The sequence below is a fragment of the Paenibacillus sp. FSL R5-0345 genome (genome assembly GCF_000758585.1).
GTDB lineage: Bacteria > Bacillota > Bacilli > Paenibacillales > Paenibacillaceae > Paenibacillus_AQ.
On the sequence record NZ_CP009281.1, the window covers coordinates 941,550 to 963,667 of the forward strand.

19 protein-coding genes are annotated in these 22,118 nt (G+C 45.5%); 12 read left to right on the forward strand and 7 right to left on the reverse strand.

The features are described from left to right. The first annotated feature begins 113 nt into the window (after nucleotides 1-113). Nucleotides 114-1,241: a copper amine oxidase N-terminal domain-containing protein gene (locus tag R50345_RS30115; protein WP_052414456.1), complete on the forward strand. Its 1,128-nt coding sequence runs from the start codon at nucleotides 114-116 to the stop codon at nucleotides 1,239-1,241. Nucleotides 1,242-1,331: 90 nt separating this feature from the next. On the opposite strand, the gene R50345_RS04150 is transcribed toward R50345_RS30115, so the two are convergent. The 3 genes from R50345_RS04150 to R50345_RS04160 all read right to left on the reverse strand — a co-directional run bounded on the left by R50345_RS04150 (nucleotide 1,332) and on the right by R50345_RS04160 (nucleotide 3,979). Beyond that, nucleotides 1,332-1,826: a hypothetical protein gene (locus tag R50345_RS04150; protein ID WP_042124337.1), complete on the reverse strand. Its 495-nt coding sequence runs from the start codon at nucleotides 1,824-1,826 to the stop codon at nucleotides 1,332-1,334. Between the two features lie 69 nt (nucleotides 1,827-1,895). Beyond that, nucleotides 1,896-3,311 (reverse strand): HAMP domain-containing sensor histidine kinase, encoded by a 1,416-nt coding sequence (locus tag R50345_RS04155; RefSeq protein WP_042124339.1) that lies wholly within the window; start codon nucleotides 3,309-3,311, stop codon nucleotides 1,896-1,898. Continuing rightward, a complete protein-coding gene (locus R50345_RS04160; protein WP_042131853.1) occupies nucleotides 3,299-3,979 on the reverse strand; it encodes a response regulator transcription factor in 681 nt (226 codons plus the stop codon). The genes R50345_RS04155 and R50345_RS04160 overlap by 13 nt, the downstream gene beginning before the upstream one ends. 149 nt (nucleotides 3,980-4,128) lie before the next feature. Between R50345_RS04160 and R50345_RS04165 the strand changes: the two genes are divergently transcribed. The 5 genes from R50345_RS04165 to R50345_RS04185 all read left to right on the forward strand — a co-directional run bounded on the left by R50345_RS04165 (nucleotide 4,129) and on the right by R50345_RS04185 (nucleotide 7,202). Beyond that, nucleotides 4,129-4,842, forward strand: coding sequence for a YceI family protein (locus tag R50345_RS04165; RefSeq protein WP_042124340.1), 714 nt, complete (start codon nucleotides 4,129-4,131; stop codon nucleotides 4,840-4,842). A gap of 165 nt (nucleotides 4,843-5,007) precedes the next feature. Beyond that, nucleotides 5,008-5,403, forward strand: a complete 396-nt coding sequence (locus tag R50345_RS04170) for a (deoxy)nucleoside triphosphate pyrophosphohydrolase (RefSeq protein WP_042124343.1) — start codon at nucleotides 5,008-5,010, stop codon at nucleotides 5,401-5,403. Nucleotides 5,404-5,442: 39 nt separating this feature from the next. Next, nucleotides 5,443-5,769, forward strand: coding sequence for a nucleoside triphosphate pyrophosphohydrolase (locus tag R50345_RS04175; protein ID WP_042124344.1), 327 nt, complete (start codon nucleotides 5,443-5,445; stop codon nucleotides 5,767-5,769). Nucleotides 5,770-5,809: 40 nt separating this feature from the next. Beyond that, nucleotides 5,810-6,160 (forward strand): DUF1648 domain-containing protein, encoded by a 351-nt coding sequence (locus tag R50345_RS04180; protein ID WP_052414457.1) that lies wholly within the window; start codon nucleotides 5,810-5,812, stop codon nucleotides 6,158-6,160. 43 nt (nucleotides 6,161-6,203) lie between these two features. After that, entirely contained in the window at nucleotides 6,204-7,202 is a 999-nt protein-coding gene (locus R50345_RS04185; RefSeq protein WP_042124348.1) for a Gfo/Idh/MocA family protein, read from the forward strand. Nucleotides 7,203-7,287: 85 nt separating this feature from the next. On the opposite strand, the gene wrbA is transcribed toward R50345_RS04185, so the two are convergent. After that, a complete protein-coding gene (gene wrbA / locus R50345_RS04190; protein WP_042124350.1) occupies nucleotides 7,288-7,923 on the reverse strand; it encodes an NAD(P)H:quinone oxidoreductase type IV in 636 nt (211 codons plus the stop codon). 154 nt (nucleotides 7,924-8,077) lie between these two features. Between wrbA and R50345_RS04195 the strand changes: the two genes are divergently transcribed. Both R50345_RS04195 and R50345_RS04200 read left to right on the forward strand, forming a co-directional pair. Further along, nucleotides 8,078-8,560, forward strand: coding sequence for a GyrI-like domain-containing protein (locus R50345_RS04195; RefSeq protein ID WP_042124352.1), 483 nt, complete (start codon nucleotides 8,078-8,080; stop codon nucleotides 8,558-8,560). Between the two features lie 317 nt (nucleotides 8,561-8,877). Then, nucleotides 8,878-9,432: a pyridoxamine 5'-phosphate oxidase family protein gene (locus R50345_RS04200; protein ID WP_042124354.1), complete on the forward strand. Its 555-nt coding sequence runs from the start codon at nucleotides 8,878-8,880 to the stop codon at nucleotides 9,430-9,432. A 201-nt stretch (nucleotides 9,433-9,633) separates the two neighbouring features. Here the strand turns inward: R50345_RS04200 and R50345_RS04205 are convergent, their stop codons facing one another. The 3 genes from R50345_RS04205 to R50345_RS31120 form a co-directional block, all read right to left on the reverse strand. After that, nucleotides 9,634-11,412 (reverse strand): hypothetical protein, encoded by a 1,779-nt coding sequence (locus tag R50345_RS04205; RefSeq protein WP_042124356.1) that lies wholly within the window; start codon nucleotides 11,410-11,412, stop codon nucleotides 9,634-9,636. 132 nt (nucleotides 11,413-11,544) lie between these two features. Next, the gene (locus R50345_RS04210; RefSeq protein ID WP_042124358.1) at nucleotides 11,545-12,471 is read right to left on the reverse strand and encodes a hypothetical protein; all 927 of its coding nucleotides are present in this window, start codon (nucleotides 12,469-12,471) and stop codon (nucleotides 11,545-11,547) included. Further along, nucleotides 12,464-12,634: a hypothetical protein gene (locus R50345_RS31120; protein WP_231574047.1), complete on the reverse strand. Its 171-nt coding sequence runs from the start codon at nucleotides 12,632-12,634 to the stop codon at nucleotides 12,464-12,466. The genes R50345_RS04210 and R50345_RS31120 overlap by 8 nt, the downstream gene beginning before the upstream one ends. A 187-nt stretch (nucleotides 12,635-12,821) precedes the next feature. On the opposite strand from R50345_RS31120, the gene R50345_RS04215 reads away from it, so the two are divergent. From R50345_RS04215 to R50345_RS04230, 4 genes are all read left to right on the forward strand, one after another. After that, nucleotides 12,822-14,639 (forward strand): vWA domain-containing protein, encoded by a 1,818-nt coding sequence (locus R50345_RS04215; RefSeq protein WP_052414458.1) that lies wholly within the window; start codon nucleotides 12,822-12,824, stop codon nucleotides 14,637-14,639. Between the two features lie 79 nt (nucleotides 14,640-14,718). Beyond that, complete coding sequence (locus tag R50345_RS04220; RefSeq protein WP_042124360.1) at nucleotides 14,719-18,108, forward strand: tubulin-like doman-containing protein; 3,390 nt, start codon at nucleotides 14,719-14,721, stop codon at nucleotides 18,106-18,108. 4 nt (nucleotides 18,109-18,112) lie between these two features. Next, nucleotides 18,113-20,515 carry a transcription initiation factor TFIID gene (locus tag R50345_RS04225; protein ID WP_042124362.1) on the forward strand — a complete coding sequence of 801 codons (2,403 nt, stop codon included), beginning with the start codon at nucleotides 18,113-18,115 and terminating at the stop codon, nucleotides 20,513-20,515. Between the two features lie 330 nt (nucleotides 20,516-20,845). Beyond that, nucleotides 20,846-22,117, forward strand: a complete 1,272-nt coding sequence (locus R50345_RS04230) for a vWA domain-containing protein (protein WP_042124364.1) — start codon at nucleotides 20,846-20,848, stop codon at nucleotides 22,115-22,117. Nucleotide 22,118: the final 1 nt, after the last annotated feature.

Genomic DNA, 22,118 nt, shown 5'->3' on the forward strand with positions numbered 1-22,118 from the left:
TAATTTGGGTTTGGTGGGTAGTTTTCTTTTTAGATTTACATTATGAATTGTCTTTTGGTATATTCAGGTTTGAAATGTAGATTTTAATCCTATAAATTGGGAGCTGACAGAACATGAATAATAACAGCTATTTTTCAAAAGTCATCATCCTTATCTTTGTGATGCTAACGTTTACTTTTTGTGCTTCCATTCCAACATATGCTGAAGACAAGGATATTCAATGTTTTTTAGATGGTAAGCTACTGCATTTTGAGGTACGCCCTATAGTGAAAGAGGGAGTTACATATGTACCGATGCGGGCGATTTTTGAAGCTCAAGGTGCAGTTATTGAATGGAATAATACCGCAAAGACGATTTCAGCCGTAAGAGGGGATATTCACGTTTTTTATATGATTAAGGAAGGTAAGGTATTTGTTAACGGCAAGGAGAATGCACAAGTAATGAAGGCGGTCAGCCTTCAAAATAATACACTCGTTCCCCTGAGATTTATTAGCGAAGTTTTGGGCAGCAAGGTCTCATGGGATGAAGGAGCGCATTCAGTTTACATTACATCACCAGTTGTTGAAGAAAAAGTCGTTCCGCCAGTGAATAGAACAATTACATTGGGAGCCCAAGAAGTTTCAAAAACACTGACGGATGAAAGAAATCGATTTGATATCATAGTAAAACATTATGGAATCAAAAATAATCAGCTGTATAGCTTGATAGAGTTCTCTAATATGGACAATAAAGAGATTTCTATAAATTTAATGTCCGGCGATAAAAAGTTAATAAGAACGATCACAAAAGAAAAAGACCCCATGCCCATTCAAAAGCTAGAAAATTGTTCGGAAGCCACCAACAAAGTAATAATCGATAATATTAGCGGGAAAATATATAATATCCCGGAGATTTCATTGAACCAGGCTTGTGTCAGCTCAAACCAAGCTCAACAAGATGCTTTTGAAGAATGGCGGAAAAATAATTCAGGCTTCTCTGTAGTAGGCAGTAACCTCGTGTCCGTTCGTAGATATGTTCAAGATTCATCGGGAGGTCTGCAAAATTTTATAATACCGGCAAATCGCACCGAGCAACTGATATTAGTAGCACCGGTTGGAGGAGAAGCTAGATTAGCTGTGGAGGGAAGTTATTCCGTTAGTGGCATTATAAATAAAACTATAGAGTTTAAATTAGATTATGAAGTGGTTTCTGAGCTTGATTTAGGAATTTATAGCTTTTTTTATACTCAACCTGTTTATTAAGGACGCCTTCCATTGAAAAAGAGGTGCCCGAATCGCCACGCAAAATGGCTGTTAGGGCACCTCCTTTTATTTTTTGTCAGATCGAAGTTATTATAACTCCTGCGCTGTAAATCCCTCTTCGGCTAAATATTCTTTAGCTTCCTCATGCGTTTCAAAGGCCATTTCCAGATTGAGGTCGGCATAGACATACCATAAATCATCCTCAAGCTTAAGTGTCAGCGTGTGTCCCTCATCATTAGTCCAGATTGAATCGGCAGCAGCTGCAGTCTTTTTCTTTCTTTTACTGACTACAGGAGCTTCTGGAATGTAAATAGACAGTGAGGTGATGGAGGCATCCAGCAGACTCCGCAGCTCGGATTCCGAGTAATCGCGAATGTTCACAAAGCCCTTATCATCTGTTTCATAGCCGCGCAGTAATCCTGCGAATACATAACCATTCCCATTTGGATGCAGGTGGTAAACAACAGTTTTCTTATCATGCTGGCTTTCCTCGTAGTGATAGTTCACGCGCCCAAGGGATACATTTTTACGCTCCAGTTGGGGGTAAGAGTCGAGAATCGCTAATTTTTGTTCAAAAGTAAGCATATACAGCCTCCGGTTTTCGGTGTGATTGTGCACATGATTATACCATGACGATGGCCCGCAGACTATTTTTTAGTGATCAAGCGGCAGAGACAGTACGAAGATACAGCCTTCCTCGGAGTGCTTCTCAAGCACAAGGCTCCCATTCATAGATTCCGCCAGCAGACGGCTGAAGGTGAGACCAAGTCCCAGACCACGTAGTGTGCTCTGTTTGTCGCTACCTCGGAAAAAAGCCTCGAAGATATGCTCACTATGATTCGATGAGATGCCAAGGCCATTATCTTGAACACGGATTTCGGCCAACCCATGGCTATGCTGTTCAAGCAATTCTACCGTAAGCTGTACTTTTCGATCTGGAGCTTTTGCTTGTACACTATTATTAAGCAAATTAACGATAATTTGTTGAATCCGAAGCGAGTCTCCACGCAAAAACAAGGGATTTCTCGGCATATGGAGCACAGGCTCAGCAACTGTTTCCTCTTGTGTCAGCTTCCATTGATACACGATTTCTGATAACAGTGGCACGGCATCCAGTCGATCGTGACGGACAGAAACCATTCCTGCAGTCAGTGCGTTGTAATCAAGAAGATCCGCCACCATCCGCTGCAATCGTCCAGCTTCCTGCAAGGCAATATCTAGAAATTCCACAGCCTCATCGTCTTCGACAACCCCTTCACGGACGGCATGGATTAGACCCTTTATAGAGGTTACTGGTGTCTTTAATTCATGGGATACTCCGGCTAACATAATAGCACGGGAATGCTCAAATTGTTGTAACTTACCCGCCATCTCTTCAAAAGACAACATCAACTCATGAATTTCTCGTTCCTTCGCATTCTTATCAAGTACGATATCATATCGACCATGGCTGATTTGTGCCGCCGCGGCCGCAACCTTCTGAATCGGTTTTGCCAGTTTACGCGACAGGAGGTAAATGGTTAGCCAACTTAATATGATTAGAAATAGCAGCAAAACGGAGAAGAAAATGATTTCATCCTGCGGAATATGCCGCAGCGATTTCTTGGATTGAAGGACAATCACCTGTCCCAGTGTTTCGTTATCTGAACTAATTGGGGCAACTGCAGCTTTGAATTCCGGACTACGTGAATCGTTCAAGCTATCATTAAGTTTATGCCTCATTTCATCGTCAGTTAGAGGCGGCATAGAGAACAACATCTGGCCTTGTTGATCCGTAATAATTACACACATCTCTACAGTTAGCTTGAAGAAACGTTTTCGATCTTCAATGAGCTTTCCAAGATTTTGGCTGATCTCGATTGAACCCTCATGATTTACGCTCCGGTCGGCAATCTCCTGTGCTAATAATCCGGTGGTCTGCATCCGGTTGCTCATAGCTTCTTGTTGGATCCACCAGAACGTCGTTAGCGCAGTTAGCAGGAGACCGACACTGATGATGAGCAAGTAACGAACCGTCCAGTAGGAGAGGATGGAGGTACGTTTTGGGCTGCTTTTCTTTAAGTTGTCCATAATTGATATCCAGTGCCTCTCAAGGTACGGATCTCCCCTTCATCTATTGGCCAGTGCGACAGCGCTTGGCGAAGTCTTTTAATAGACAAATCCACTGCTCGGTCACTTCCTTCGTAATCCATCTCCCAGACATGCTCTATTAATTGTTCACGAGTACATATTTGATTTGGCCTTTCGGCTAAAAATAACATGACCGACATATCGCGTGGACTAAGGTTCAGCTCAGCCCCGTTCAAAAAGACAGCACGCGCTGTAAAGTCGATAAACAAACTGCCATAATGCCGTTTCTGGCTGCCATCAGACCACTGCGAGGGACGGCGTAATACAGCGTTCACACGTGCCACCACTTCTTCTGGAATAAAGGGCTTAGACATGTAATCATCCGCACCGCCGTCGAGACCGGCTAGTCGGTCATTGATCCCGTCTCTTGCTGTGAGCATGATCACGGGGCAGCTGCTTTTTTCACGGATGAGCTTGAGGAGTTCAAAGCCGTTCATGTTTGGCAGCATGATGTCGAGTAATACTAATGATGGAGGTGATATAGCAAAAGACTCCAGCGCAGCGCGTCCATCGGCTACACGGGTGACATGAAAGCCTGCTTTTTTTAGATAAGCACTGAGGACCCTGGAGATAGCTTCCTCATCTTCAACAATTAGAATGGATTTCATCATGTGGTTGGGCCTCCAGTCTATAAAATTACGACAATTTTAACACATCATAGCTCGTTCTGCTCTGACTTCTTCCCGACATATTGCTTTGTTAGAATGAGGGACGAGCTTAAAAATATACAGAATATTTGAATATTGGAGGGAACAGGATGAAGAGAAAAAGAATAGCCTTGATCGCGGCCGGAGTTATTATCGTAGGAGTAGTCACGGGTTATACATTGCTGGATAAATCACTGGGCAATAATGTTGAGATCGAGTCCGTGATTCCAGGGCAAGCCACCACAGCAGGTAATGGAGAGAGCACAAATAACACTGGAGCATCAGCAGGTGCGACGGTTACAGCCGAACAATTAAACGGTGACTGGACAGTTGCAGACGCTTCAAAAGTATATTGGTCAGTAACAACCTCTAAAGAAACAGTCAACTTCGTGGATAACAAAGTTCAAGGTACCTGGAAAGTTAATATAGAAGATTCTACTTCGATGGCTGGGGAAGGAAGCGTGGATATGAGCGCTCTGGACTCTGGCAATGGTCAAAGAGATGAGCATGTAAAAGGAGAAGACTTCCTCTCCGTTACGGAATTTCCACAATCTACGTTTGTAGTGAAATCATTCTCGGAGCTGCCAGCGGAATGGACCGAAGGAGCAACTGTGCCGGTTGAAATGCAAGGTACGCTTACAGTGAAGGGTGTGGAAAAGGATGTCACCTTCCAGTCTCAAGCCGCGTATAGCGGGGGACAGCTGATGCTGTCGGGAACGACAACAGTAGCTTTTTCTGATTTTGGCTTAAGCAATCCACACACCGTTGTGCTGGATACGGAGAACAATCTTGAGGTTCGCTTGGAGCTTGTGTTGACGAAATAGCAGTCTTTCCGTAAGAAAGACTTTACTGTGAAATTTATAGAGAGACTGTACGGAAGAGACTTTCCCGGGCCTAATGGCTTTTGGGAGAGTCTCTTTGGTTTGGAATGAAATGTATGTTTTAATAGAAGTATCTGTCTACTAATTGCAATAAAGGAGGTGTTCCTTGTGATCCGGGTGGCGGCAGCGATTATACATAATGAAGTAGGACAGATTCTTATTGCTCGGCGCAGGCAAGGTAAATCACAGGCAGGTCTGTGGGAATTTCCTGGCGGCAAAATAGAGCAGGATGAAAGCATCGCAGATTGTCTGCAAAGAGAGCTTCAGGAGGAGATGCGGATAACAATCCTTCCCTATGAAAGCTTTGGCGTGAACGAGCACAACTATGGAAGCGTCGAGATCAGACTGTTTGCTTGGAAAGCCCGATATCAGGGAGGTGTAATTGATCTTGTCGATCATGACGAATATCAGTGGGTGCTTCCGGCTGAACTGAATCAGTTTACATTTGCTCCTGCAGATCTTCCTTTTGTAGAACGTCTAGTGATGGAATCGAAGTCAGGTTGAAGGAGATAGAATACATAGCAGAAGAAAGGAGGAACTCAAATGCCTGTATATCGAAAGCTAGTTCGTGACGGGATCCCCAACTTAATCACTGCTCAAGGTGAAAAATATAGAGTAAGGACACTAGAGCCTAAAGATTACATAACTGAACTACATAAAAAATTGAAAGAAGAGTCCGAGGAGTATTTTCAGGCTGCTAGTGATGAAGAAGCTCTTGAGGAGCTTGCCGATATGCTGGAAGTAATCCAAGCTCTGGCAGAGACACACGGGAGTAATAGCGTAGAGCTGGAGAAGCTTCGTGCGGAGAAGGCTGAACGTCGTGGTGGATTTAAGGATCGGATATTTTTAATTGAAGTGGAAGGAGAATAGACGGTTAGATCCTATCTTCATGCTCAAGGAGGTTATAGCGTTGTTTAAAACCAAACTGACGATGATCTTAAGCAGTGTGGTAGCCTTGATTCCTGTGGCTATTTATCTATTTTTATATTCTAAAATGCCGGATATGGTCCCGATCCATTACGATGGGAACATGGCTGATAGATTTGTAAGTAAGTCTAGTCTGGAGGTTATTTTACAAAGCGGGCTTGGATGTTTGGGATTTATAATCATGAAACTGTTGCAGTTCCTTGTGCAAAAAGCGTTTGCTCAGAGCTCTAACGAGCATTCAGAGGCTTTGAGCAGGATATGGAATATCGCTATTTTGGTGGTGACAGTTGTGTTCGCGGGCATTAGTTCCTATACATTCATTAGAATGGTCTGATAGAATCAAACAGTAGAACCAGTAGGATGAGGAGGACAATATAATGGATAAAGACAACGCTTACAAGGTAAGATGGGGAATTCTTAGTACAGGCTGGATTGCCCATCAGTTTGTTACTGATTTAGTTCATGCCAGCAATGGTGTGGCATATGCCGTGGGTTCGCGATCTCAGGAAAGTGCGGATAAATTTGCACAAGATCATGGAGTACCGCATGCTTACGCAACCTATGAGGAATTAGTAAATGACCCGAATGTAGATGCGGTTTATATCGGAACGCCACATCCTTTTCATAAAGAAAATGCATTATTGGCACTGCGTGCAGGCAAAGCTGTCCTGTGTGAGAAGCCTTTTACCGTGAATAGCGAAGAATTGGAAGAAGTAGTGGCCTATGCGCGAGAACATAAGCTGTTCCTGATGGAGGCGATGTGGAGTCGCTATATTCCGGCGATTGTCAAGGTTAGAGAATGGATCGCAGAGGGTAGAATCGGTGAAGTTCGCTTGGTGAAGGCGGATTTAGGATTTCGCACCGACTGGAATCCGGAGAGCAGATTGCTGAATCCGAAGCTCGGCGGAGGCGCACTGCTGGATGTTGGGATTTATCCGGTTTCTTTTGCCTCGATGGTGTTTGGGCCTCATCCTGAATCTATAGCCAGTACTGTGCATATTGGTGAGACTGGTGTGGACGAGCATTTCTCTATGCTGCTGTCTTACGGTAATGGAAAAACCGCTTCATTGAACGGCGGTATTCGTCTTAATATGCTGGAGGAAGCACATGTATTTGGGACAGAAGGCCGTATTATTGTAGAAGGAACGTTAGTGAACCCGAAATCTGCTTCGCTCTATATAGGAGATGAGAAGATAGATAGCTTTGTGGATGATCGAGCTTCTATCGGATATTGCTTTGAAGCAGAGGAAGTAGGACGTTGTCTCCAGGCGGGACTTACAGAGAGTCTGGTGATGTCACTCGATGAGTCTTTAGCGATTCTGAAACTGCTGGATCAAATACGTGCGCAGTGGGGCCTTAAGTATCCTGGAGAATAATTTTCAAAAAAAAAACACCCCTCGGTTTACATGCTACTAAGGTAGCTCCGAGGGGTGTTTGCTATATCGAACGATAGGTGTAAGCCTAGTTCTGACTATTGGCGTTTTTGCCTGCTAGGACCCAGCCTGCAACTTCAACGGTACGCTTCGCTTGATGAAAAACAGCGTCACGGATCCGATCCTGATCTTCAATCATTTTACCGTCTCCATCTACACTGACGCTTGTTCCGTAGGGGTTGCCTCCCGCACCGAATGTGACTGGATCGGTATAACCTGGTGCTGCGACAATCGCTCCCCAGTGATACATCGATGTGTAGAGTGCTAAAATCGTAGCTTCCTGTCCACCGTGTGGATTCTGTGCTGAGCTCATGGCACTGACGACTTTGTTTACCGTTAGTCCTTTGCCCCAAATGCCTCCGGTTGTATCAAGGAACTGTTTCATTTGAGAAGCAATGTTACCGAACCGGGTAGGAGAACTGAAAATAATCGCATCTGCCTCCACAATATCGTCGGGTGTTGCCACGGGGATATCTTTTGTTTTCTCCGCTAGGGCTTTCATAGCCGGATTGGCGGCAATTTTGTCCTCGGGAACCAGCTCCTGTACCTTCAGAAGTTTTACCTCAGCCCCCGCCTTCTCGGCGCTTTCCGCGGCCCACTGTGCTAGCTGGTAGTTAGTTCCTGTGGCACTGTAGTAGATGACGGCTAATTTGATTTTAGACATGGTGTTGTCATTCCCTTCGAGTGTAGTTCCATACTATTAATTACCCCATTGAAGCATTTATAACCCAAATTACTAATTGTAAGATGAACTGGACAGACAGCTGTCCACTTTCCTTGTGTATACTAAGCTCAATCACAGGAAATGAGGGAGAATTATGGATACTTATTTTGTACAAAAACCGAAAATGACCGTGGCTGGAGTTAGCATACGCACGACTAATGAAGTGGAAATGGGACCTGATGGGCGCTTGTCGCAGCTGTGGGAAACGTATTTTCAGAATAATATTGCGGGGCAGATAGATACGGCTCAGCCTGAGTATATCTATGCTTTGTATACAGATTATGAGAGTGATGCGTCGGGTGCGTATACCGTTGTAATTGGGCATGAAGTCGCTATGGAGAGTCATGTAGAGGGCGGCGCCCTCGCGTGTGCGGTTGTTCCGGAGAGCAAATACATGGTGTTTACGACGAAAAAAGGACCGGTATTCGAAGTAGTCGCGCAAGCGTGGGGGGAGATTTGGGCGTATTTTGAGGCGTCTACGGAGGTAAGAACTTATACGGGCGATTTTGAAATTTACGATTCTCGGAATTTTGATCCTGCTAACACGCAGGTTGAGATTTATATTGCGATTAAGTAGATCCGGTGAGGGATTTTTCAGCTAAATGAAATGTTTCGTGGGATTTGGGGGCTGCCGAGAGGCAGCTCCCTTTTCCGCGCCGATGAGCTGAATACCTCGGGAGAAGGGTTACTCAACGATTGAAACGAATATATATCAACAAAAGGAATGAGCAAGGACTCTTCATTCTATGGCAGATGTGCTGTTAACCAGTGAACGTTAGAAAATTTTGTATCCTGCGCTGTGTTTGGCCGAAATGGTGCAAAAGAAGGGTAAAAGGAGTTGAACAACCCGCCAAACAGCCAACACACAAACCACAAAGAAATGGAGAACACCAAATGGGAAAACAATTCGCGGCTATGCTACCTGTACATGAGGAGTTTATTCTTCGCCAGCATCTTTTTTTTGTAGGGTCAGCGCCCCTTTCTGAAGAAGGGCATGTTAACCTTTCGCCTAAGGGTCATGATTGCTTTCGGATTTTGTCTCCTAATCAGGTGGCTTATCTTGATATGACCGGTAGTGGCAATGAGACCAGCGCACATCTGATGGAAAATGGAAGAGTGACGGTTATGTTTTGTGCGTTTCAAGGACCGCCGAACATTCTGAGACTGTATGGAACAGGGGCGGTAATTTTGCCTGGATCATTGGAATGGGAAACGCTGTACCCTATGTTTACACCTCTGCCGGGAGCTAGACAGATCATTTTAATCGATGTTCATAAAGTACAGACTTCCTGTGGATTTTCGGTCCCATTTATGAGTTATGATGGTGAGCGAGATACGTTACAACGTTGGTCTATCCAAAAAGGGGAAGCAGGTCTAAAAGAATATAGACAAGAGAAGAACAGTACCAGTATAGACGGACTACCAACCCCCCTTGGACAAAAAAAATGAGCGGACATGGCCGCTCCAAGGTTTATGCATCTTGTAAAATATCCTTACTAATCTTAGGTTTGCTCCTTTAATTCACTATAGCCGATTATTGCTCCAAGGGCTTGCTCTCTCAGGCAATACATCTACGCCACAAGCTGAAGGGACTCTCATTCGTCACGACGAGAGATCCCACAATTCGACTAAGCAGTTATCTCATATGTTCTACTGTCTAAAACTCATACTACCCACGGATTCCACCACAAACACAGGCACATATTGCTCTCCCATGTCCGTTCCAACAAGCTGATAACCGTTCTGATATTGACCACTAACTAACGCGTTACCTGTAACGGAACCTAAGTCTCCTTGAAGTAAAATATAAACTCCATTTGAGTAAGCAAGCATATTACCGAAGTTATCTGCGACGATTTCACAGTGAAAAGATACCTTTTCAAAAGGATGAAGCGCTACATCGGAAGCTGAAATTACAGCATACTCCTGAACAATCTCAGCAAACTGATAGCTGCCGTCTACTTTACGGTAACGTGCCGTCTGTCCATCGACACCGTCTCCGAGATCCGCGTTAGGTACGAGTATGGAATCATCGGACTGTAGTTCGTAGCTATCGCCAGACATTGAGAACAACTGGGAAATACCATCCGATTTCATTTCATATGCTGTAAAAAGGGTACGTCCACCTTTGACCTCGGATTCAGCCAGAACTACGGGGGCACCAGAGCCTGAAGAGGCAGCGAGCTGATCATTAAAAGTAAGACTGCGAAGGCTCTCGAAATTCGGTAAAATATTTCCAGTTAAAGTAATGACACTTTCGTCGTTATTCATTGCTGCATAATAGAGTACACCATTGCTATCTGTTCCAGCCACAATGACCTTTGTACCATGTAGTCCCTTGCTGGAGATGACGTTCCCATATTTGTTTTGCTCTTCACCGCCCGGAAGAAGGCGCACAGGTTCGGCGATATTCCAAGCCAACCTTGTAGCGGCAATGATGGAAGAAGTATCCTCTAGCGGAGCAAGATCGCCGTATAGCTGGATAGCTTCAGCATATTGACCTTTACTTATCATGCGCTTGGCATTTTTCAGTAGTTGAGCTTTACTAGTATCGACTAAGGTTAGTACTTTAGATGAGGTGATATTCGCAGATCCCGCAAAATTACGATAGGCTACAGCATGCCCAGCAAAAGCGGTTATGTTATTGCCCTCTAGGTCTTTGTTCAGGATGATCTTTCCACTGCTTTCTGTCTGTAGAAGTACCCATGGAGCATCGTAACTATGCTGGCTGTAAGCATTCATCATAGAGAGTGCGCTCTCCAGCATGCCTGAAAAGTTTCCTGTGCCTGCTAAGTTTTTTAATTTAGCTGTATCATGGCTTTTGAACTTGGAGGCTAGCAACTCATTCTTGGAAGCGGCGCTTCCGTAATAAGCATCGGGAATCAGCAATAGATTCCATTTAAAAGTGTCCTCTTCACTCGTATTTCCACTCTGATTCTGAGCAAGCTCGGCAAGAAATTGCTCCTTAAACTCACGGAAGTAGGTTGTGAACTGGTCAGAAATGCCTGAAGCGGTTGATAACTGGCGATAATAGGATTCATAAGGCCCACCGGGCTTCATATATGTAGCTTTTAAGCTGAGGAGAGTATCATAACTTTTCATGAATCCGGTAAAATCCTTAGTCGCTGCTTGTGCTTTAGCGGATGATACCAAGGCATTCAAACCTTGGCGGATGGCCGTAATGGGTGACAGCTCATCAAGCCGCTTCGCAACCTTCTCTTCCATATAAAGAATGGAATGGTTTGCTGCCGCTAAGCGATACTGATTCTCTGCACTAATCAGATCGCCAGCAGCATAGAGACGGTCGGCTTCCTTGGTTATTTGTATTTTATCAGCGATGAGAAAAGCCTTCTGTCCAAGCAACACAAACATGCTTATACACAAAATGATCATAAAGTTTCGCAGGGTTATTAATTGTTTGAACGTCATATAGAGTAGCCTCTTTTTTCGAAATATAAGAAAGCATAGTTTCACATCATTCTTTATCCTTATATTTCTACGAGAAACGATTGTCATCCATAACAGATGCCAATGCCGTTTCTTCTTGAAATATAAGAATGTCTATTGAACTTCCGGGTCCCAGCGATATTTAGCTTCTCGAATGTCAGCTACTCTATGGTCCAGTCCGTTCCATGGTTCATGGGGATTCGCAGCAATGAGTTTGGACAACCGCATAAAGCGGTCTTTAGGTAGATCTTGCACGTATCGGCTGATCATACTGGAGTAGAGCAGGGCATAACGCTTCATTCTTACTGCGGCTCCGGCAACTCCCGTAAGGATGGTCATACCATTATCCATATGACGGATTTCTTCTTCATAGTTCTTTACGTATCGCAGTGTACGATCTTTGATCAGATCAGGGCGGACTTTAGCGATCTCGCCGATATATTCGGCCAGCAGCGGCTCGAAATCCTTCAGAAGTAGCTGTTCCAGTTCTAAATCCATGTCCTTGCGAAGCAAAAAACCATGCAGCAAGGCGATCCGTTGCCGTGCGATCCGGTCACCACGAAGCAGGATGGAGAGTTCACGCAGCTTCTCGTAGGCAAGGACATCATCCTCACGGAGTACGGAGACAGCCTCCTGGCGGTTGATCTCTAGCCCCTCTTTGATGATGCTGATCCCTCGGCCAAGCAGCTCGTTAAGAGAACGAAGATTCTCGTTCTGCCGTACTTTTCGCTGCGTATAGTACAATAGTCCAGCGAGGAGAACCCCTCCGGCACCACACAGGATCATCTGCTCTATGCTATTTCCAAAATAGACGGATGCTAATGTGAGCAGTAAGATGAATAGGAGGCGTGTATGCATTTTTCTTCCTGCAATGGATGCGGCTTGCTGCTCTACCGTAATAAGTGAGGCTCTGCCGCATTTGGTGCATCGATCTTCACCGAGAGCGGTGTATTGCCCGCAGTGGCGACAAATGCGCAGCTTGTCATAAGCGTAACGAGGGGCCTTGAAAGGCCGAAAGGTAACAGGTCTTTTCTTATTCACGGCCTTTATCGCCTCCGTTCAAAGCGGCCAGTAGGCGGTCGTTAATATCATCACGTGTTAGTGGTTTACGCTGGCGTGAAGCATAGATGGAAATCTGAATTACGGCAATTAGGAACGTAATCCCAAGAATGACGTATGAAATCATGGAACAGTCCTTTCTCATGGACGCCTCGCAGTCTGGATGGCGCATAGAATGATCATTCTATGCAGCATTGCTACTTTGGTCCGGCGGTCCTAAAGTTGAAGTTTACAAGGTTTAATTATATCATAATGGCATACTATTTACAGATTTTAGCGACAGTGCTGAACCTGTCATATGTGCCTAATATAACACAAGAGGAGCCCTATTTATGCTTCGTAAATATCAAAGTAACAGAATAACTAAGACGCTTTTACAACGTATCTTCCCGGCATTACTGCTGGCTCTATGTCTTGCTGCCTCACCTTTTGCAGCTGTTCAGGCCTATGCGGCAACGTCCGCGCAATCTCACATTGATGCTGTGCTTCTTATCGATGTCAGCAACTCCATGAAGACTAGTGACAAGAACAAGGTCGCGAATGAAGCGATGAAAATGTTCATAGATATGCTATCTACCCAAGGTGATAAAGTAGGTATTGTTGCCTATACCGACAAAGTGCAGCGGGAGAAAGCTCTGCTGCAAATTAGTTCAGAGACAGATAAGCAGGATTTGAAGGATTTTATTGACGGACTGGACCGCGGAGCGTATACCGACATTGCTGTCGGTGTAGAAGAGGCTGTGAAGGTGCTCCAGAATGGCAGCGATCCGAATCATGAGCCAATCATCGTAATGCTAGCGGATGGCAATAACGATTTCAACAAATCAACAGGCCGGACGCAGAGCGAATCGGATAAAGAACTGAATGCCGCTGTGGAGGTCGCCAAGAAGAATGGCTATCCCATTTATACGATTGGGCTTAATGCAGACGGCAAACTGAATAAACAGAAACTCGCCGATCTGTCCAATGAGACAGGTGGTAAAGCATTTTCGACAGACTCCGCGGATGATCTTCCGCAAATACTCAGTGAGATTTTTGCTAGTCATCTGAAGCTGAAGGTAGTTCCTGTGCAGTCGATCACTGCAAATGGGGATTATCAGGATGTGACCGTCAACGTGCCTAACGGCAGTGTTTTGGAAGCTAATATCTCAATTATGTCGTCTCAGCCTGTGACCGCTAAGTTAACGGATCCATCAGGAAATGCTGTCGCCATCCCGTCCAAGGACGTTGTGCTGTCCAAGTCTTCCACTTATAGCTTGATCAAGCTATTGTCACCGCAGGAAGGAGATTGGAAGCTTCAGGTCAAAGGTGTGCCAAAGGATAAAATTGATATTAATCTAGTTTTTAACTATGATTTGGAGCTTAAGATCGATGCGTTGCCATCAGCTACCTATAAAAAAGGTGATAAAATTGATATTACCTCCCACCTGTTCAGCAATGGTACTCAGGTAACACTCAGTAATTTGTATCAAGATATGAAGGCGGTACTGCTTGCTACAGATATCGATACAGGTGATGTGCAGGAAATCGAACTGGATAACTCCGGGAATGTTTTTAAGGGCACCTTCGAGGTAAAAGAAAGCCATGACTATGAGCTGAAGGTTCGTGCAGAGGAAAGCAGTTTCTATCGTGAAAGTGCTCCTGTAAAGATCAGCGCGAAGACAGGTGGCACTGCTACTACAAGTCCTTCGACAGGGAATGGCACAGAAGAACCTTTGAAAGAAGCTTCGTCCAAAACCTTGTATTACATTATAGGCGGAATTCTTCTGGTATTGGCTGCCGCTGCTGCATGGTATGTGCTGAATAAAAAATCGGCACGCGGTTTTGTTGGACAGCTGGTAGTCGAGGTTAAAGACGGCAATACGGGTGAGAAGACCTACCCACAATATAAGAAGCTTGCTGGATTCAGAGGCAAATTTACCCTTCATCAGCTGCTGCAATTAGCGCCTGAGCTGAAGGAAAGCGAAAGTATTATTTTCACACCAGCTAAGAACGACCGATTGCTGCTACGCAGCGGAGAAGGTGTTACTGTAGAGAGATCCGGACGTGCTGCGGATGCCTCACGTGGTTTGGAGCTGAAGAGTGGTGACCGCGTTTCGGTATCCCTACACACGGTAGATAAGACGATTTATCTCGAATATTTAGTATAGCAGGCATCAAATGCCAAAGAAGTGGTTTTGCAAGAGATCTGAAGTACAGCTTCCGCAAAACTTTTAGGAGGATAAGCATATGAAACCAGTAGTAAGAGAGCATATACAGCAATTGGATGTATCACTAGGCGGAGGGATTGTCAGTGATAAGATAAGGGTGGATACGATTGATAATCCGATCCTGATTATTGGACTAGGCGGCACGGGCATTGATGCCCTGCTGCGTCTTAAATATCAGATTAACCGCCGCTTTAAGCTGCCGGAAGATCCGATATCCAAGAAGAAACGGGACAAGCCGGATAATGTAGAGTTCCTAGCTTTTGAGACGAATGAACAGGATCGCGGAAAAAAATACAAAGGGATCGGGCTCGATCCTCAGAATGAATTTGTATTACTAGCGAATGCTGAGATCGGCGGATTGCTGCAGAATCGCAGTATTCTTGACTCGTATATTACGGACTGGCTGTCGCCTGAGCTGAGCATTACGGATGGTATGAACGGTGCTGCTGGTGTGCGCCAGGCCGGACGTCTGCTCTTGTTCACCAAGATTAATCAGGTGGTAGGCGCGATTGATAAGAAAATTAAGACATTATCCGTAGGTACTAACAAAAAGCTGATGGTCTTCCTTTTGACAGGATTGTCAGGGGGTACCGGTAGTGGAGCTTTCCTTGATATTGCGTATATCGTACGCGGTATTATTGAACGTGATTATGGATCAGCTGGTATTGACCGTGTGAACACACTGGGTTATCTCTTTACACCGGACGTGAACCTGTCTAATAAAAGTCTAAGTGAGCATCCGCGTGAATATATTCGCAAGAACGGTTATGCGGCGCTAAAAGAGCTGGATTACTGGATGAATGTAGACAGTCGTGGCGAGCGATTCCAACAGCAATACGGTAATATTTTGACGGTGAATTCACCGCTGCCTCCGTTTAATCTATGCCATTTGATCTCTGCAACGAATACCGAAGGTAAGCTGCTTGAGAATGCGTACGATTACTGTATGAATGTAACGGCGGAGAACATCACGAACTTTATGGCAAGTGAAGAAAAACAGTCTGGTGAAGAATTCGCGATCCATGACTATATCAGTAATATCCGCACCAACATTGCGCAGATGAATAAGACATATCCAGCTAACTATGAGTACAACATTATCGGTGCCTCGTCTGCCGTGCTTCCGATTGAGGAAATGACGACTTATCTGGCCTTCCGCTTGTTTGACAAAATGGAAAAAATGTTCCAACAGGCGCCTGGTCAAGAGGATGTAGAGAAATTCGCGCGCAAGCTTGGGATAGATCTCGACAGTATGATTAAGACGTTTGAATCCCGTGTGCCTGAGCCATTGCCAGGTTACGAGAACAGTGAACGCTTGAGCCATGCCAACGTAGTTAAGAATCAGGTTGTGAGCATGGATACAGAGCTGGAGCAGAACTTCTTGGCTCGTGCCCGTGAAGAATATATCAAATCGAAAAAACAATTGCCTGGCGAAATAGTAGGACGTTTCAGTGAAGAGCTGGAGCGCATCTTCCTGCACCCAGAGCAAGGGCCGTTCTACGTTTCCCGTTTGCTGTACACTGAGAAGGGCTTCTGTATTTTGAAGCTGATTCAGTCTTATATTGAAGCGTTACGTGAAAGCTTGCTGCGTTTGCCACGCGATATTGAAACGGCACAGGACAGTGCGGATGAGAAGCTGAGCGATGCTCGCAGCGCTTTTGTATCCAAAGAGAAGAAGAAAAATGCCTATATTGAAGCTAAAATCAATGAATATTGGTTGCATGCCGATGTAGAACGCACAGAGCAAATGATTCAATTCTATGAGGACTTATATGAGCTCTTAAATGATGAAAACAATCGGATTTATGGTGTGTTTACAGAGATTCTTAGTGCGCTTAGCTCGATTTTTGCCAAGAATGGAGACATCCTTATCAATGGTGAAGAGCAGGCGGATTATAAAGGAAACAAAACGTATTATTGGAACATTGTTAACGTGCCGGACATTTCGGCGACCATCTCCAAAATCATGGATCAGAAGGATGGCGACGATCTGATTCGCGACTTCACCCGTGAAATGCTGAAGCATTCCGGACGTTGGGTCAAAGAACAGGAGATTGATATCGTTCGTTCGATTTCGGAGTTCCTAAGCGATAAGTTCGGGGATTTGATCACCCGTTCGATGGAAGACTTCCTTGTGATGAAATTCGGTCATGAAGAACCGCTAGATAAATTCGTAGAGCGAATTATCGCAGGTAAGTTGGACGAAGAGGCTGTGCCTACCTTCCACCTTAGTAATAGCTCAGGCAGCTTGCATTTTCCATCATGGGGCTTCGTTTCCGTGCCTGTTAAAGCACCTGGTATTCTGAAGGGGATTCGTAATTATCAGAATAATGCGCTGGGTAAATCGCAATTTACGATCAAAGAAAGCCAAGTGAAAAACCGTATTTTCTGGCTTAACACCCGTAATGGTGTGCCACTCTTCGTATACACGCCGCTGCGGGTGTTTGAAGAGAACTATGAGCGGACCATTCTTGATAAGGAAGGGATCGGCCGCCATCTGGTGATGACGGATAAGAACAACTGGACGTACCTGCCTTCTCCGATTCCGGAAAAATCATGGGGTGACACCTATGTTAATGCCCGTGTCCGTGATTATAACGCCCGTGTGCGTGCAGACTTTGCAAAAGCGTTGGCCAGCGGCGTGATTATCGAAAAAGGTGTAGACGAGAATACAAGCAACAGATATTCTGTAGTGTTCACGAAACCATTTGATATGGATGCTCTTTTGAGCGGATTTGATTTGCAGTTGAATTCTTCACGTCCGAATCTCGGCGAAGTGAAGAAGGCGGCTGATGAACTTAAGAATCTGCGTGAGAAGGGCTTGGAGCGGGAAAGCATTAAAGATATCTTTGGCAGCATTAACAAAGAAATGGCGCAGGAGAATCTTATACGTTCACCACAGCTCATTTCTCGTGTTCGCGCGGAGCTAGCCAAGTATGCTGAACTGACTGCCAAAGCTGCTGAGCTTGAAAGTCTGCTCCATCAATATTTGGATGAAGATAAGTGGATGGATCAATTCATCGAGGCGCTCTACACGGACAGCATTATCAAGAAAGGCGCTCTCTATGTTTATGATCGTGATGAAGAAGAGGACGCTTGGGAGCCGTTTGCCAATTTGATGAAAGAGCGCAGCTACGTGGAATATGCCGTGTATCGCCATTTCCGGGAGCTGGATGAGAAGAGCCGCAGCGTTCTGCTGCGTAAGGCAGCTCGTCGTGCAAGTGAAATGACTGCTGCTGAGGATGTTACTCCATTGCTCTATAAGCTGGAAGGATTGTATGTATCGTTCCTGGAAGCACGCGACAGCTTGGAGTACGAACGGGTAGAGTATGAGAGCGGCGATGAAATGTACAGCTTCTACAAGAGCATGACAAGTAAGCTGGGCAGTATCCGCAGAAAGTTGAAATAATCCTATGATCAAAACACAGGTATTATCTTATGGTGAACAATATGCGGCACAGGAAGAGGCAAGGCGCAGCATGGGGGATGGACGCAGCAGCATCCATTACCCTGCCCTGTTTCTGTTCGTAGGCGACAAGGTTGCTCCGGCTATCGGTCCGGTGCTGGATAGCTGCGAACGGAAATGGGATAACGCCGGCGGTGTTATGGCATTACATGCTGTCTCAGGTGCGAAGAGCGAGGGAACAGACAGAAGCAAAAGTGGATCTGATGCGGGAGGAAGAGACCGGGTGCTGGCCATGGCCTTGCCGGATATGGCAGGGTCAGATCCACGGACTGTGCGTCATGAGCTTTACCGCAAGTTTCATGAGGATACACGTTATCTTGCTGAAATGAATAAAGTTGTCCGGCGGCTGAGCAACAGTATAGCGGATTATGGACGTCTATATTCATCTTTTGACGTGATTCATCTTTCAATCATTACGCGGGTCGATGACCCGCTTAATGTATTGTTGCCGGAAATTACACTGCTGGCTCGTGCAATACTCAGCCAGTCCTTTAAGTCGGTTCAGACGGATCTCTACGCTCTAATCAATGAGCGGGAGCAAGGGGATAATTTTGGATATTCCAGCTCGGTAGGGCTGGCTTTTCTGCGTGAATTGGACAGAATGCAAGCAACGGACTATACGTTTAATGCACCGCTGCTTGTAACCGAAGATGGTCTGTCGATTCCGGTTGGCCATGGTCCTTCTGCATTATTTGACCTTGTGTATTTGCTCTCTGATAAGAATGAGCGCGGCATGATGTCTGCTCACGGCATGGATGATAACTATGAGATCATCTCCCATATCAGTCTACTTAAGAATCGTGTCCGTCCGACTTCTGATCAGGCAACCGGACACGGTGGCTATAACAATATGACTTTCAAAAGCGGTATCAGAGGCAGTACAGGAAGACAAGGGTATGCTTCTGCGGGCTTTTCTGGAGTAAGAAGACCTAATGTTCAGATTGCATTGGCAGTGCTGTATCACACTTTCCGGCGCCTTGCAGCGGATATGCGTGAGGGGAGTCCGTGGACTATGCGTGAGCGTCAATCCCTATTAGGACTGGATCCTGACAGTTTGCGGGAGCATGCGACGCAGCTAGTTCCGGAGAAAGACGGCCTTAGTGAAATGACGGGGCTAATGAGCCACGGGCGTCCGTCCTACAATGAGCTGAAGCAGTTATCACTACGTGAAGCTGAACAGCAGCTGTTCGGTGACGGGGGAGAAGCTTATTTCCGCAATAATTTTGTCGCAGAGTCTAACCGGAGAGTAGAAGGTATTCATCCGCTTCGTGGATGGCGCACTATATTGGCGGCACAGGAAACAGCTACGCCAGCAGTAACATTCTATCAGCTTGCGGAGTGGACAGCTGATCGCGATGAGGGTGGCAGTGTGTTGCATGCTTTACGTCAGCATATGACTGGACTACGTTCAGCAATGGTCTCCGCACAGGATGAGCTTGAAGATCTTTATGCGGAAAGTGTGGAGCGCCAGCCGTTCCAGCGAGTGCCTCTTTTTGACAAACGAACGGTACGTAACTTCATTCATTATTTATTCTCAGCGGTTTATGGTAAAAGATATGAGCTGTTATGTATGGAAAGTGAGCTTGCGCTATGCAGTCGTTTGGAATCTGCGCTTGAGCAGCTTCATGTGGAAAGTGTGGCTCGTGTGAAAGCTATGGAGACGCTCGAAGAAGAGCTGCGTATTACTGTGATGGACAGCATTGGGCGAACGAACGAAACCACTGGCCAGAACGTGATGGAATACTACCGAGTCGTCACAGAAGAAGTGATGAAAGAGATCGAAACTCGGCGTGGCCCAGGGATTTTCTTCAGTGAGAAGTATATGGGCAGCATTTCTAAGCTCTTAGAGCAAGGCAAAGAAGCGGTAGCGGAGCGCTTGATTAGCATTTGCCAACGGGAAATATTAGCGGCAGATCCGTTTGCCCTATCTTTCGAGGAAGAGCTTCTGCGGCGTGCGAATGTTGCGGCTGCTTATGAGAACCGTCAGGTTCTATCGAAGGAAGAGCTGTTCAAGCGTCTGTATCATAATCTGGAGGATGGCGCGACGATCAATGTTCGTCTGTTCGAATACACGCAAGAGCATCGTCATGAGGAAAAATATTTCTTCGGAGACAGCGCATCTGAATTTCTGCGTTACGCATTTGGTGTGGATGAGACGACTCGCATTTACCGCTTAGGCTTCGTGCATGAACAGCGTAGAAGTGGAGTGGAGAAGCTAAATCTGATGGGCGGTTTCCATTTAGAGGATCTGCTCTATTACCGTAATGGTAAGGTTTATTATGAAACGTACGCTCAGAATGGCTATCAGCTTCATGGATTGAGTGAGGATCAGCTTCCAGAAATGCGCTGATGGCGTAATAGATAGGTACTCTCATGTTGAGTCTCTTATTGTAGTTTGTGCAATAGAATCATCGGATACAGCCTTTAATTAGAGTTCTATTGTATTTAGTACATTAGATTTAAGAAGATATCTGAAATAGGGACATTTCTCCTTATTTCCAATGCACATTATGCAATAGAATTGAAATAGATGTGATTTCTGTTCCATTCTATTGCACAAAGTGCAATCTGGGGGATGATAACACATCCGGGTAGCCCGTTTATCAGGCAGCATAACCCCCGAACAATGTTAAAACCATAGGAGTACAATTCAGGTTTCTCCCGGAAAGGAAGTATAAAGATGCAGCGAAAAATCAATCTGCTCCTGCTCTTCTTCAGTCTGATCGGCGGCGGGGTCGCCTTTCTTTTTGGAGAGTGGCTGCTAAGCTGGTACAATGATATGCCTTCCATTTTGCTCGTAGGCATTTATTTTGCCATAGTAGCGCTCGGTATCGGTATCGGTTGCCTGCTAGCGGAGATGATCTCGCCTCGGTTAAACGGAGCCTCATGGAAGCAGCGCTACCTAGGTCTATCCTGGAAGCTGCTGCCAATAATGCTTGTACTTGCACTTGGGGTAGGTGCATTAACGGAGTTTGTTTATGAGCTGAATTTTGGCGGTGTGAAGCCGATTAAGAATGTAGTTATGGCTATCGATGACTCTGGCAGTATGGCGCAGAGTGATCCTGATAACAGCCGTTATTCAGCCGCTAAGGCGTTAATTGCGAGAATGGACAACGACAATCAGGTAGCGGTGGTGACATTTAACCACGAAGCAGTAGTCGTCCAGCCGTTAACACCACTCTCAGATTCGCAGAATCGTGAGAAGGTGCTGACTGCAATTGATAATTTGAAGCCAACTGAGGGTGGCACGAACATTAGCGGTGCGATTTCGGAAGCACTTAAAGAGATAGACAGTGACGGCAAAAAGAATCAGGGCGCTATGGTCATTTTGCTGTCGGATGGCGTAAGCAATTTCGATACTTCACGAGAATTGCAGACCTATATAGATCGTGGAATTGCTGTAAATACCATTGGTCTGGGGATGCAGGATCCTGCGGGTACCCAGTTGCTGCAGGATATTGCGAAAATAACAGGCGGTCACTATTATGATGTGACAGATACGGCCCTTTTGGGTGATGTATTCCAGCAAATCTATGATCGTTTGGGAGATCGTACATTGCTTACGGTGCGCAGTGATGCTACAGCAGATAGTCCATACTATGCTGCAGTTCGTATTTTGTCGCTGATGCTAATCGGTGCTGGACTTGGACTCGGACTTGGCATTATGTTTGATAATCGTCATTTAGCAAAAAGCTTCGGGATTGGCGGCGTAATCTCAGGGTTGTTCGCAGGACTTGTTCTGGAATTCGGACTTAGCGGTCATAATTTCACTGATGGACTTATTCGCCTCCTAGCTGTTCTTATATTGGCTGCAATCATCTCATTATTTACAGGCGTCATTCCGGTAGGAGAAGGACGTATTTACCGTAATAAAAGAAATAATGCAGCGTCAACTCCAACGTCAGAAAGCTTTCCTGGCCGACGGAGAAATCGGAACAGCAAAGGATTCTAGT